Annotated in this window: 11 protein-coding genes; 4 read left to right on the forward strand and 7 right to left on the reverse strand. The window is 73.3% G+C overall.

Annotated features, from left to right (window positions below; translation table 11 throughout):
- Positions 1-125 precede the first annotated feature (125 nt).
- Entirely contained in the window at positions 126-1,223 is a 1,098-nt protein-coding gene (locus tag Q0967_RS11690) for an NYN domain-containing protein (protein WP_298750392.1), read from the reverse strand.
- Positions 1,224-1,436: 213 nt separating this feature from the next.
- On the opposite strand from Q0967_RS11690, the gene Q0967_RS11695 reads away from it, so the two are divergent.
- Both Q0967_RS11695 and Q0967_RS11700 read left to right on the forward strand, forming a co-directional pair.
- The gene (locus tag Q0967_RS11695) at positions 1,437-2,708 is read left to right on the forward strand and encodes an aspartate kinase (protein ID WP_298750394.1); all 1,272 of its coding nucleotides are present in this window, start codon (positions 1,437-1,439) and stop codon (positions 2,706-2,708) included.
- A gap of 5 nt (positions 2,709-2,713) precedes the next feature.
- Entirely contained in the window at positions 2,714-3,841 is a 1,128-nt protein-coding gene (locus tag Q0967_RS11700) for an aspartate-semialdehyde dehydrogenase (protein WP_298750396.1), read from the forward strand.
- 236 nt (positions 3,842-4,077) lie between these two features.
- On the opposite strand, the gene Q0967_RS11705 is transcribed toward Q0967_RS11700, so the two are convergent.
- From Q0967_RS11705 to Q0967_RS11720, 4 genes are all read right to left on the reverse strand, one after another.
- Positions 4,078-4,218: a hypothetical protein gene (locus tag Q0967_RS11705; protein WP_298750398.1), complete on the reverse strand. Its 141-nt coding sequence runs from the start codon at positions 4,216-4,218 to the stop codon at positions 4,078-4,080.
- Positions 4,215-4,862 (reverse strand): class I SAM-dependent methyltransferase, encoded by a 648-nt coding sequence (locus tag Q0967_RS11710; RefSeq protein ID WP_298750400.1) that lies wholly within the window; start codon positions 4,860-4,862, stop codon positions 4,215-4,217. Before Q0967_RS11710 ends, Q0967_RS11705 begins: the two co-directional genes overlap by 4 nt.
- A 95-nt stretch (positions 4,863-4,957) precedes the next feature.
- The gene (locus Q0967_RS11715; RefSeq protein WP_298750403.1) at positions 4,958-5,185 is read right to left on the reverse strand and encodes a DUF3046 domain-containing protein; all 228 of its coding nucleotides are present in this window, start codon (positions 5,183-5,185) and stop codon (positions 4,958-4,960) included.
- A 14-nt stretch (positions 5,186-5,199) separates the two neighbouring features.
- The gene (locus tag Q0967_RS11720; protein WP_298750405.1) at positions 5,200-6,120 is read right to left on the reverse strand and encodes an AEC family transporter; all 921 of its coding nucleotides are present in this window, start codon (positions 6,118-6,120) and stop codon (positions 5,200-5,202) included.
- 64 nt (positions 6,121-6,184) lie between these two features.
- On the opposite strand from Q0967_RS11720, the gene Q0967_RS11725 reads away from it, so the two are divergent.
- A complete protein-coding gene (locus Q0967_RS11725; protein ID WP_299450250.1) occupies positions 6,185-8,164 on the forward strand; it encodes a carboxyl transferase domain-containing protein in 1,980 nt (659 codons plus the stop codon).
- Between the two features lie 81 nt (positions 8,165-8,245).
- Here the strand turns inward: Q0967_RS11725 and Q0967_RS11730 are convergent, their stop codons facing one another.
- Positions 8,246-10,201 carry an ABC transporter ATP-binding protein gene (locus Q0967_RS11730; RefSeq protein ID WP_298750410.1) on the reverse strand — a complete coding sequence of 652 codons (1,956 nt, stop codon included), beginning with the start codon at positions 10,199-10,201 and terminating at the stop codon, positions 8,246-8,248.
- Entirely contained in the window at positions 10,198-12,177 is a 1,980-nt protein-coding gene (locus tag Q0967_RS11735; RefSeq protein ID WP_298750412.1) for an ABC transporter ATP-binding protein, read from the reverse strand. The genes Q0967_RS11730 and Q0967_RS11735 overlap by 4 nt, the downstream gene beginning before the upstream one ends.
- 184 nt (positions 12,178-12,361) lie before the next feature.
- Here Q0967_RS11735 and Q0967_RS11740 point away from each other — a divergent pair, with 184 nt between their 5' ends.
- Positions 12,362-12,583 carry a hypothetical protein gene (locus tag Q0967_RS11740; protein WP_298750414.1) on the forward strand — a complete coding sequence of 74 codons (222 nt, stop codon included), beginning with the start codon at positions 12,362-12,364 and terminating at the stop codon, positions 12,581-12,583.
- Positions 12,584-12,609 lie beyond the last annotated feature (26 nt).

Genomic DNA, 12,609 nt, shown 5'->3' on the forward strand with positions numbered 1-12,609 from the left:
GTCCACCCACCGATCTGTGGACGACGGTGCCGGTCGGCGACACCATGTGGACACCGTAATCGAAAACCTGTACGACATCACGCAGCGTCGGTCGCGCGTGTCGCGGCCCGCCGACCGGGGTGCCCTCAGACGACCGTGACGACGTACCCCGTCCCGCGACGGGTGAGCTCCACCAGCCCCGCCGCCGCCGCGCCCTTGCAGAACTGCAGGAACGAGCCGTAGCCGAGCGGCTTCTCCGAGAAGCCCTCGCGGCGGGCCCGGACGTGGTCCTTGAGCCCGGACAGCTCCACGCCCGAGCCGTCGTCCAGCTCGGCCACCGTCTGCCGCAGCAGCGCGAACGCCTCCTGCCGCCCGCCCTCCTCGGGCAGCGTCACCTCGGGGTCGCCCTTGGCCGGGCCGGGGCTGAGCTCGATGATGCCGCGTCCGGCCAGGTGGTCGAGCAGCTCGCCGAAGGCGCGGAAGCCGTAGGCCGCCTCGGAGAACGTCGAGTCCTTGCGCACCAGGGTGCGCTTGAGGACCGAGGCGGTCACCGCTCCCCCGGAGCTGCGCTGCAGCCCGGAGACGGTCTGGGCCACCAGCGAGGCGAGGTCCGTGGCGGGCTCCTCCTCGGCCTCCTCGTGCTCGGGGTCCGGCTCCGGGGCGGCCCGCTCGGTCGGCGGGGCCGAGGCGCCCTTCCCCTGGCCACCACGCCCGCGGCCCCGACCGCGGCCCGCCGAGGTGTCGCCCCGTGGTGCCCCCGCCTCGGCCGGCACCACCCCGTCGAGGTCGTCGTAGTAGAGGAACTCGTCGCAGGCCGGCGGCAGCATCGTCGACGTCGAGTCGCGGACGCCGAAGCCGATGACCCGCTTGTTGAGCTCGCGCAGCTTGTGCACGAGCGGGGTGAAGTCGCTGTCCCCGGTGCAGATGGCGAAGGTCGTGATGTAGTCCCGCTCGTAGGCGGTCTCGATCGCGTCGACGGCCATCTTGATGTCCGCGGCGTTCTTGCGGGACGCCCCCATGCGCTGGGTCATCTCGATGAGCTCGACGTGGTTGCGGGTGAGCATGCGCCGGTCCTCGTCGAAGTAGGACCAGTCCGCGTAGGCCCGCCGCGCCACGACCCTGCCCCGCTCGGCGAGCGCGTCGGCCACCGGCCGCAGGTCGAAGGGCACCCCCAGGTGGTCGCGGCACCCCAGCGCGAGGTTCTCGTAGTCGATGAGCAGCGCGATCCGGTCCTCGTCATCCATGCACCCGAGGGTATGCCCCGCGCGGCCTGGCCCCGTCCGCGGCGCCGGGTCCGGCCAGGGCGAGGACGCGCAGCGCCCGCCGGACCGCGGCGGGCGGGCGCGGGATTCCCCGGCGTCAAGGGACCCCGGCCGCGCCCCCTAGACTGGCTCACCGCACCCCGGTCAGGACGCCGCCGTCCGGCTGACACGTCATACCCCTGCACAGGAAGTCCCATGGCTCTGCTCGTGATGAAGTTCGGCGGGTCCTCCGTCGCCGACGCCGAGGCGATGCGTCGCGTCGCCCAGCGCGTCGTCTCCGCGCACCGCGCGGGCGACCGGGTCGCCGTGGTCGTCTCCGCCATGGGCGACACGACCGACGACCTGCTCGACCTCGCCGGGCAGATCGCCTCCGGCACGCCGCCGGAGCGCGAGATGGACATGCTCCTGTCGGCCGGCGAGCGCATCTCCATGGCCCTGCTGGCCATGGCCATCGAGCAGCTGGGGGTGCCGGCCCGCAGCTACACCGGCGCCCAGGCGGGCATGCGCACCGACACCGCGCACGGCCGGGCCCGGCTGCTCGACGTCCAGCCCGACCGGGTGCGCCGCACCCTGGAGGACGGCGCGGTCGCGATCGTGGCCGGCTTCCAGGGCATCTCCACCGACGACGACATCACCACCCTCGGCCGCGGCGGCTCGGACACCACGGCGGTGGCCCTCGCGGCCGCGCTGGGGGCCGACGTCTGCGAGATCTACACCGACGTGGACGGTCTCTACACGGCCGACCCCCGCATCGTGCCCAGCGCCCGGCGGGTCACCCGCATCACCATCGAGGAGACCCTCGAGATGGCGGCCCACGGGGCCAAGATCCTGCACCTGCGCGCGGTGGAGTACGCCCGCCGCTTCCAGGTGCCCCTGCACGTCCGCAGCAGCTTCTCCGACCAGGAAGGCACCTGGATCCTGGTCGGGCGACCCCTCACGGAGGACACCATGGAAGAGCCCATCATCTCCGGCATCGCCCACGACAAGTCCCTGGGCAAGGTGACGGCCGTCGGCGTCCCTGACCGGCCCGGCGCCGCCGCGGCGGTCATCGGGGCCGTGTCGGAGGCCGGTGTGTCGATCGACATGATCGTCCAGAACGTCTCGACCTCCAACGCCGAGACGTCGGACATCTCCTTCACCCTCCCGGAGACCGACGGCCAGACGGCGGTCGCCGCGGTGCGCGCGCTGCAGGAGCAGATGGGCTTCTCCGACGTGCTCTACACCAGCCACGTCGGCAAGCTGTCGCTGGTCGGCGCGGGGATGCGCTCCAACCCCTCGGTCGCCAGCCGCCTCTTCTCCGCGCTCGCGGACGCCGGGGTCAACATCGAGATGATCAGCACCTCGGAGATCCGGATCTCGGTCATCTGCGACCAGACCGACCTCGAGGCCGGGGTCCGCGCCGTGCACACGGCGTTCGACCTGGACGCCGAGGTCGAGGCCGTGGTCTACGGCGGGACGGGACGGTGAGCACCGTGAGCGGTGAGCAGCAGGAGACCGGCGCGTCGGGAGGACGACGGCTGCACGTCGCCGTCGTCGGCGCCACGGGTCAGGTGGGCGCGGTCATGCGGCGGCTGCTCGCCGAGCGGGACTTCCCGGTCGCCTCGGTGCGCTACCTCGCCTCCGCCCGCTCCGCCGGGACGACGCTCGCCTGGGCCGGGTCCGCCGCCGGGGCACCCGGGTACGACGTGGCGCGCGACATCGAGGTCGAGGACGTCGCGACCGCGGACCTCTCGGGCATCGACGTCGCGCTGTTCTCCGCCGGGGGCGGCGCGTCCCGGGAGCACGCCCCGCGGTTCGCCGAGGCCGGGGCCGTCGTGGTCGACAACTCCTCCGCCTGGCGCATGGACGACGCCGTGCCCCTGGTCGTGAGCGAGGTCAACCCCGACGACCTCGCGCTCGCCCTGGGAGAGGGCGGTCGCCGCATCGTGGCCAACCCCAACTGCACCACCATGGCCGCGATGCCGGTCCTGCGGCCGCTGCACGCCCAGGCCGGTCTCGAGCGGTTGCGGGTCGCGACCTACCAGGCCGTCTCCGGCTCCGGGCTGGCCGGCGTCACCGAGCTCGCCGACCAGGCGCGGGCCGCCCTCGGCGGCGACGTGCCGGTGGAGACGCTCGCCCACGACGGCGGCGCGGTGTCGATGCCCCGGCCCGGGGTATACGTCGCCCCCATCGCCTTCAACGTCCTGCCCATGGCCGGTGACCTCGCCGCGGACGACGAGACGACCGAGGAGATCAAGCTGCGGGCCGAGTCGCGCAAGATCCTCGGCATCCCCGACCTCGCCGTCTCGGGCACCTGCGTGCGGGTGCCCGTCTTCACCGGCCACAGCCTGGCTGTGCACGCCGAGTTCGCCGAGGCGATCACGCCGGACCAGGCCCGTGAGCTGCTGGCCGACGCGCCGGGTGTCGAGCTCGCCGACGTGCCGACGCCGCTGCAGGCCGCCGGTCAGGACCCGTCCTACGTCGGGCGGATCCGGGTGGACCAGTCGGTGCCCGACGGACGGGGCCTCGTGCTCTTCATCTCGAACGACAACCTGCGCAAGGGCGCCGCCCTCAACACCGTGCAGCTGGCCGAGGTGCTGCTCGACCGCCACCTGGTCTGAGAGCCGGTCGCCCCGAGGCGAGCGGCCCGAGGCGGTCCGAGGGCGGCCGGTCTGAGTCGGTCCGCGGCGAGCCGGTCCAGGGCGAGAACGTCACCCGTCCACGTTCGTCACACGAGACCCACGCGTACCACGATGCGGGGATGTGCCCATCTGCACGGGGTATTTCCCGGTCTCCCGGACATATCGGCGCAGGCTGTGAACGGTGGGACGCGTGTGGTCCGGTCGGCTCTCCCCGCCTATCCCTCGGTCGTGTCGGGCAGTTCCCTGCGGATCTCGGCCATCCTGCTGCCGCGGCGGATCTCGGCGTCGCGCAGGCGCGCCGGCACGTAGGCCAGCAGCTCGTCCAGCCGGTCGCCGGGCGCGGGGAGCAGGCTCATCCCGTCGGCCGCCGGGCGATGACGACCGCCTGGGGGTCCGGCTCCGACCCGAGGGGGCCGCGCTCCAGCCGGGCGACCACCGGCATACCCAGCCTCTCGAGCCGGGGCGCGACGTCCTGCACCCTGCGGTGGTACCGGAGGAGGGTGACCTGGTGGCCGTGGGCGGCGAAGCCGGGGCCGATGTCGCGCACCCCCTCGCCGATCTGGAAGGCCAGCAGGAGGTGGCCGCCCGGCCGCAGCACCCGCGCCATCTCCGCCAGCACACGGTCGAGGTCGGCGTCCGGGGTGTGGATGGTGGAGTACCAGGAGAAGACGCCGTCGAACTCGTCGTCGGCGAACGCCAGGTCGGTGAGGCTGCCGACGGTGGAGGGGTATGCGCCGTGGTCGGCCAGGGCCCTGCGGACCATCTCCGGCGAGAGGTCCACCCCGTGCGGCCGGCAACCGCGCACCGCGAGCCGGGGCAGCATCCGGCCCGCACCGCAGCCGGCGTCGAGGACGCGCGGACGGTGACCGAGCAGCGCCACGAAGTGGTCGACCATCGCGAGCTCGAGCGGCTGCTCGGGCTCGGTCGCGGTGAACGTGTCGGCGTAGAGGTCGGCCACCGTGTCATAGGCGGCCCTGGTCAGCTCCTCCCCCTGCGGCATGGAGCCATCATGCCCCGGGCCGAGCTGGCTGCGGGTCGCGGGAGCGACCCCCGCCCACCGCACGGGCGGCCGGCTCCGGGTCGGCGTCCCGAGTACTACCGGTCGTCCGGCTCAATCGGGTCAGGCAGGTAGTGGTGCTCGGGGGGCACGTCCATGTCGCGGCAGATGGCCTCCCACACCCGGCGGGAGGACTCCCCCTGCTCGAGCGCCTCGTCCGCGGTGCGGCCCCCCAGGCTGCCCAGCGACTGGGTCCGCGTGACGACGGCGCCGTAGCCGGAGCCGAACTCCTGCTCGACCAGGTCCCAGAACTCGCTCAACCGCATACCTCCAGGCTAGGTCACCCGAGCACCGCCATGACCACGAGCATGACCGGCAACGAGAGGACCGTGGTGAGGAAGACGCCGTCCCGCGCGATCCGCTCGCCGTGGCCGTAGGCGAGGGCCAGGACGTAGACGTTCTGCGCCGTGGGCAGGGCCGCCATGACGACGGCCGCCAGCACCTCGGCGTCCTGCAGACCGAGGACGGGGCCTGCGACGAGCCCGGCCACCAGGGGCATGACGAGCAGCTTGACCAGCACCACGGCTGCCGGCTCGGCCAGCCCGCCCTCACGGCCCGGCAGCGGAGAGAGCCGCAGCGAGATGCCGAAGGCCAGGAGCATGCAGGGCACGGCGACCCCGGCGACGAGCTCGACCGGCGCCAGCAGCAGCTCAGGGGGCTGCCAGCCGGAGAGGTTGACCAGCAGCCCGAGGACCGTCCCGATGGTGAGCGGGTTGGTCAGCGGAGAGCGCAGCACCCGACCCCACGACACGTGCCCCGCCCGCGTGGCGTCGAGGGCGGCCAACCAGCCCGGCTGCAGGAAGAGCAGCTGCATGAACAGGACCGGGGCCGCCCAGGAGGCGTCACCGAGCACGTAGATGGCGATGGGGATGCCGAGGTTGTTGGCGTTGACGATGCTGGCCGCCATGCCGCCCACCACGGCGTCGGCCCACCGCCGGCGCAGCAGCCGCCGGGCCAGCACCAGGTAGACGACGGCGCACGCCGCGGTCGCGACGACGGTGGCGACGAGGAACCCGGAGAAGATGACGCCGAGCTCCGCGCGCGCCACGATGAGGAAGAGCAGGGCCGGGGACCCGACCCAGAAGGTCAGCCGCGCCAGCATCCGCTGCTCGTCCCGTCCGAAGATGCCGGTCTGCGCCAGCAGCCACCCGACGGCGACGACCGCAGCGATGAGCGAGAACCCCTCCAGCACCGACAGCACCGGCCCATTATCAGCGGTCCGTCCTGTCGGGTCGGCGGGTGCCCTGCTGCTAGCGTTCCACCCCATGGCCGATCCCCGCGACATGCCCGACCCGGCGGACTCCGACGTCGATGTCGACGACGTCTACGGCGAGGGTGGGGTCACCCGGGACCTGCTGGACCGCCGCCCGCTCGTCCCCCGCACGGTGGCCAGCCTCTACGAGTCCCGGCCCGGCCTCAACCCCACCCAGGCGGCCAAGACGTTCGTGGAGGCGGTGAACCTGCAGGAGCGGTACGGCCACCTGCGGGTCGTCGACGACCTCATCGGCCTGCAGCGCCGGGTCGGTGACACCATCGAGCGCTACACCGACAAGCTGCGCAACGCCGAGGCCCGCTCCGGCACCAGCGAGTCCGCCCGCTTCGGCATCGGCCACTTCGCTGGCGAGCGCGCCGTGGTGTATGTCGTGGACTGGTCCTTCTTCGCCGGCTCCCTGGGCGAGGTGGCCGGGGAGAAGTTCGTGCAGGCGGCCGAGCTCGCCGAGCGTGAGGGTCTGCCCCTCATCAGCATGGGCGCCTCCTCCGGCGTCCGACAGCACGAGAACGTCCTGGGCCTGGTGCAGATGCAGCGGATGGCGGCGGCCGCCAACAAGTTCCAGCACACCACGAACCGGCCCTACATCTCGGTGCTCGCCGGGCAGGTGTGGGGAGGGATGTCGGCCAGCGCCGTCCCGGTGGCCGACCTCATCGTCGCGCTCGAGGGCACCGACTACGGGTTCGCCGGCCGCCGGGTCATCGAGACCTTCGAGGGCCGGGAGGTCCCGCGCGGGCTGCAGAGCGCCGAGGCCAACTACCTCGACCGCAACGTGGACGTGCTGGTCAAGGATGTCGACGAGCTCATCTCGTTCATCGGGCAGGTCCTGACCTCCGGGCGGCACTCGCACCGGATCAAGCCCGGCGACCAGGACGAGGCACGTGACGAGGCGGCGGCCACGACCGCGTCACGCACGGTCACGGCGGGCCCCGAGGGGTTCTCCGCCGCCCTGTGGGACCGGCAGGAGGTCGAGCAGTCGGTCGAGGTGCCGCGCGAGCGACGCGACCGCGACAGCGCCAACACGCGGGAGTCGCTGATGGCGCGCTACAACGAGATCGCGGCCGGAGCCGGCCGGTTGGACACGGAGTACTTCCTGCGGCACGTCTTCGACGCCGCGGTGCCGTTCTACAACCACGTGCGCTTCGAGGACCAGAAGGCCTACCCCAGCATCATCGCCGCCCTGGCCACCCTGGGCGGCCAGTCCTTCATGGTCATCGGTGACCAGCCGTCCTACAGCATCTCCGGGGGGTATGTCGGCAAGCGCCCCGCGAACCCGAGCCCGGAGGACTTCGAGTACGCCGTGCGCATGATGGCGGCGGCCGAGCGCTGGGAGCTGCCCATCGTCTTCTTCACCGACACCCTGGGGGCGATGCCGTCCATGGCGGCCGAACGCCGGGGGCAGTCCAGGGCCATCGCCCAGAGCATCAAGCGGGCGGCCTCCCACCCCTTCCCCACGGTCTCGGTGATCTCGGGGGCGATGGGATCCGGCGGCGGCCTGGCGACGACCCCCTTCGGCCGGGAGACGATCATGCTCGACAGCGCCCTGGGCTTCGTGTCCGAGCCGCGGTCCACCGCCTCGATCCTCTACAGCGTCGCCAACCCCACCGTCGAGCAGGTCGGCATGACGCTGGAGACGATGAAGGCCTCGGCCCTCGACCTCAAGGCCCAGGGTCTGGTGGACACGATCGTCCACGACGCCGACGAGCCGGCGGCGACCGCCCGCGAGCTGCGGGCCGCCATCACCAAGGGGTACAACGACCAGCACGGGCTGAACCCGCGGCGGCTGCGCCGGCAGGCGGACGACCGGCTGCGGCCGCGGACGCTCGGCAAGCTGGCGACCGTGGAGGAGCGGCACGCGGGCACCCACGAGGAGCAGCCGCAGCACCAGCACCTCGGTGTCGACCGGGCCGAGGGGCCTCCGGCGGCCCCGTCGGCCCCGTCGACCGAGCGGTCCGAGGCAGGCGCCGACGACTGACCCGACCGCGGTGCGCCTGACGAGGCTGCGCGGGGAGCGCCTGCCCGGTCGTCGCCGGACTCCTGGGACGCCGGTGGGGGCTCAGCTGGTCCAGGCCCGCCAGAGCGCGGCGTACTCGCCGTCGGCGGCCATGAGCTCGTCGTGGCTGCCGAGCTCGACGACCCGACCGTCCTGCACGACCGCGATCCGGTCCGCGTCGTGGGCGGTGTGCAGACGGTGCGCGATGGCGACGACGGTCCGCCCGGTGAGCAGGGCGTTCATCGAGCCCTCCAGGTGGCGTGCCGTGCGCGGGTCGATGAGGCTCGTCGCCTCGTCGAGGACCAGGGTGTGCGGGTCGGCCAGGATGAGCCGGGCCAGCGCAATCTGCTGCGCCTGCGCCGGGGTCAGCTCGTGGTTGCCCGAGCCCAGCACCGTGTCCAGGCCCTGAGGCAGGGCCTCGACCCAGCCGCGCGCGTCCACGGTCGCGAGCGCGCGCCATACCCCGTCCTCGCCCGCGCCGTCACGCGCCAGCTCGACGTTGTCGCGCACCGACCCGCGGAAGACGTGGTGCTCCTGGGTGACGAGCGCGACCTCGGTCCGCAACAGCTCCAGCGGCAGCTCGGTCACCTCCACGCCGCCCACGGTCACCGTGCCGCCGGTGGGTGCGTGGATGCCGGAGATGAGCCGGCCCAGGGTCGACTTGCCCGACCCGGAGGGCCCGACGATCGCGAGCCGCTCCCCCGGCTCCAGGGTGAGGTCGATGCCGTGCAGCACGTCGTGGCCGGGCCGGTAGGCGTAGCGCAGGTCGCGACCGACGAGCGTGCTGCCCTCGGGCCGGTCCTCGCCCGGCGTCCGGTCCGCGGGCACCTCGGCGATGCCGAGCAGGCGGGTCGTCGACGCCACGCCCACCTGCAGCCGGTCGATGGTGCCCACCAGCCGGTCGAAGGGTGCGTAGAACATCTCGATGAAGAGCATGGCCGCGGTGATCTGGCCGAGATCCACGGCGCCGGTCGAGTACAGCCAGGCGCCCATGACGAGGGTGATGACCCGCGGCAGCGAGAAGGCCATGTCCATCACGGCGAAGAGCACGTTGCGCAGGACGAGGCCGTAGCGCTCGGCCTGCGAGGACACCTCGATGTCGTCGACGCCGACCGAGCGGCGGGTGTGCTGCATCCGGTAGGCCTCGACCGTCCGGACGCCCTCGACGGTCTCGGTGAGCGTGGTGTTGATGTCGCTGTAGGTCGCGCCCTCCAGGAGGTAGCCGGCCGGGGCCTGCTGGAGGTAGCGGCGGACCTGCCACAGCGAGAGCGACGCGGTCACCAGGGTGGGCACCGCCAGCGCCCACGAGTTGAGGACCATGAAGACCACGGTGAGCAGCACCGTGACGACGCCGATGATGAACTCGGGCAGCGCCCAGCGCACGGCGCCGCTCATCGAGCCGACGTCGCGGGTCACCCGGGTGACGAGGTCACCGGTGCTGGCCGACTCGACCTTGCCCAGAGGCAGCCGGAGCACGGCCCGGATGACGTGCTCGCGGGCCTGCGCGAGCACGCCCTGGCCGAGGACGGCCGCCAGGCCCTTCGCGGCGTAGGTGAGGACCGCCTGCGCCACCAGGACGAGGACGACGAGTAGCACGATGTCGCGCACCAAACCGGGGGCGGGGGCACCGCCGGTCTGCTCCACGGCGTTGACCAGGCGACCGACCAGCAGCGGCACGGCCAGCCCGGCCGCTGCCGCGAGGCCGTTGGCGAGGGTGACGAGCACGACGAGGCGCGACCGCTCCCGCAGCAGGCCCCGCAGGTAGGCCATGACCGTGCGGGACGTGGCGACGGGCATGCCGCGGTCGGGGTCGAGGGCGGTCATGAGGTGGGCGCGGGCCCGCTCACGGCGCAGCGCGTGCCGCTGCCACAGCAGGCGGTGCCGCTCACGCAGCCCCACCGACCCCGGGGCCGGCGGCCGCAGGAGGTCGGGCACGACGGGGGCAGGCGGATCGTCGTCGGCGTCGCGCCAGGTGCGCGCGGAGCGCTCGCGCAGGTCGGGGTCGAGCAGGCTGGTCATGACGTCACCTCCCTGGTGCCGGTCGTGGTCGTCGTCGTGGTCGTCCCGTGGGTCGGGGTGTGGGGCGCATCGCCGGTCGCCGTCGCCCGGTCACCGGCCTCGCCCCGGAGCACGGTGGCGCGGTATGCCGCGTGCCCGGTGACGAGGTCGTCGTGGGTGCCGGTCGCGACCACCCGCCCGTCCTCCAGGAAGGCGACCTCGTCGGCGTGGTGCAGCAGCAGCGGCGAGGCGGTCATGACCACGGTCGTGCGACCCCGTCGGTGACCGGGCAGCCGGTCGGCGATCCGCGCCTCGGTGTGCGCGTCCACCGCCGAGGTGGGCTCGACCAGGACGAGCACCGGCGGGTCCGCCGCCAGCGCCCGGGTCAGGACGAGGCGCTGCCGCTGACCGCCGGACAGGCCGCGCCCGCGCTCGTCGAGCACCCCCTGCCAGCCGCCGGGCAGGATGTCGTAGACGTCCTCGGCCGCCGCCGCGTGCAGCGCGGCCTCGGCCTGCTCCCGGCTCAGCCTGCGGTGCGGGTCGACGGCGTCCTGCAGGGTGCCCGCGAAGACGTGCGCGGCGGTGTCGCTGACGAGCACGAGCGAGCGCACCTGGTCCAGCGGCAAGCCGGCCAGGTCGGTGCCGCCCAGGGTGACGCCCCAGGAGCCGTGGGCGCGCAGGGTGTCGCGCGCCTCCAGCTCGGTGCGGACCCGCGAGCGCTCCGCGGCGGCCCGTCGGGCCACCCTCCCGGTCGCCTCGTCGTCGCCGGCGGGCACGGTGTCCCCGGCGGGGAGGTAGCGCCCGAGCCGGTCGGCGAGCCGGGCGCTCTCGTCCGGCAGCCCGCTGACGACCATCGTCAGCCGGCCGGGACGCACGCGCAGCCCGGACCTCTCGTCGACGAGCTCGCCGGCCGCCAGGGAGCGCAGCTGGTCGGGCTCGAGCGGCGCGCGCTCCGGCCACGGGTCGGTGGTGCCGAAGACCCCGACGGTCTTGCGGGCCGAGACGACCGAGCGGGTGATCTGCTGGGCCGCCTCGAAGACGACGCGGATGGGCTGGACGAGGAAGAGGGCATACCCGAGGAAGGTGATGAGCTCGCCGATCTCGATGTCGCCCTGGCGCACGCGCTGGACGCCGAGCACCATGAGCGCGACGACGAACAGCCCGGAGAGCAGCACGCCCACCCCCTCGACGAAGGCGCCCCAGGCCCCGGCCTGGACGCCCGCGTGGCGCACCCGCTGGCTCTGCCGGGCGTAGTTGTCGCCGAAGATCCGCTCGCCCCCGATCCCGCGCAGGATGCGCAGCCCGGCCACGATGTCGGTGGCCATCGAGGTCAGCTCGGAGTCGCGGCTGCGCTCGCGCGTCTGCGCGGCGGCCAGCGGCCGCAGCAGCACCGAGGAGATGAGCACGAGCACCGGCGCGACGAGCAGGACGACGAGCCCCAGCGGCACCGAGATCTGCAGCACGATGACGGCGACGAGCAGGTAGGCCACGACATTGCCGACCAGCCGGGAGAAGATCTCGATGAACTGGCCGAACTGGTCGCCGTCGCTGCCGTTGACGCTGAGCACCTCACCGGTCGGGGCCCGGCGGGGCAGGACGTGCCCGAGCCGGGTGGCCTGGTGGGTGACGAGGCGGGTCTGGCCGTACGCGGCATACAGCCAGGAGCGCACGACGACGGTGTGGTAGAAGACGCCGCTGCTGGCGCCGACGAGGGTGACGACGAGCAGCATCCCGCACCACAGGGCGGTGCGGGTGCTGTCACCGGCGAGGATCCCCTCGTCGATGGCCTGGCCGAAGATCCACGGCGTCAGCGCGGTCGGCAGCATCCACAGCAGGCTGCACAGGCATCCGACGAGCACGAGGTCGCGCTGCTGGCGCAGCAGCCACCAGAGGAAGCGCCCCGGCCCCCGGGTGTCGGGCACGCCGATGCCGGCCCGATGACCCTGCTGCGTCGAGGCGGGGGTCCAGGCGGTGACGGTGGGTGGGAAGTCGCGCATGGCGTGGGTCAGCCTAGGACGCCCGCCCGACAGACCTCCACCGGTTTTCCGTGCACGTCAAGGCGCCCGGGAGGGTGGGTCCGGGTATGCCGTGCCGCCGCGTGCCGGAGAGGTCTGGGACGGCTCGCCCAGGGATGAGAGGATGAGGGTCGAAGCATCCGTCCCGGCGTCCTGGAGGAACCTCGTGAGCACCCAGCAGAACCTGGCCTGGTGGCAGAAGCTGCTCGTCGCGCTGAAGCTGTGGCGCCCGGAGCACCGCACGGACCACCACGTGCGCAAGGAGATGGAGCGTCCCGAGATGCCCCCGGTGACCGGGGCCTACGGCAACCGGCTGGTGACGGCCACGCGGCGCCGGTTGGTGCCGCAGCGGGGGGACGACGCCCCCATCACCAGCACGATGGACTGAGCCTCGCGAGCGTCTGTCGGTGGCGC

It is taken from the genome of uncultured Serinicoccus sp. (genome assembly GCF_947500995.1).
Lineage (GTDB): Bacteria > Actinomycetota > Actinomycetes > Actinomycetales > Dermatophilaceae > Ornithinicoccus.

Excerpts from the sequence above, each read along its gene's own strand:
- Q0967_RS11710 (WP_298750400.1), bottom strand. The coding sequence starts at position 4,862 with ATGCCGCAGGGGGAGGAGCTGACCAGGGCCGCCTATGACACGGTGGCC.
- Q0967_RS11695 (WP_298750394.1), top strand. The coding sequence starts at position 1,437 with ATGGCTCTGCTCGTGATGAAGTTCGGCGGGTCCTCCGTCGCCGACGCC.
- Q0967_RS11735 (WP_298750412.1), bottom strand. The coding sequence starts at position 12,177 with ATGCGCGACTTCCCACCCACCGTCACCGCCTGGACCCCCGCCTCGACG.
- Q0967_RS11690 (WP_298750392.1), bottom strand. The coding sequence starts at position 1,223 with ATGGATGACGAGGACCGGATCGCGCTGCTCATCGACTACGAGAACCTC.
- Q0967_RS11705 (WP_298750398.1), bottom strand. The coding sequence starts at position 4,218 with ATGAGCCTGCTCCCCGCGCCCGGCGACCGGCTGGACGAGCTGCTGGCC.
- Q0967_RS11715 (WP_298750403.1), bottom strand. The coding sequence starts at position 5,185 with ATGCGGTTGAGCGAGTTCTGGGACCTGGTCGAGCAGGAGTTCGGCTCC.
- Q0967_RS11730 (WP_298750410.1), bottom strand. The coding sequence starts at position 10,201 with ATGACCAGCCTGCTCGACCCCGACCTGCGCGAGCGCTCCGCGCGCACC.
- Q0967_RS11725 (WP_299450250.1), top strand. The coding sequence starts at position 6,185 with ATGGCCGATCCCCGCGACATGCCCGACCCGGCGGACTCCGACGTCGAT.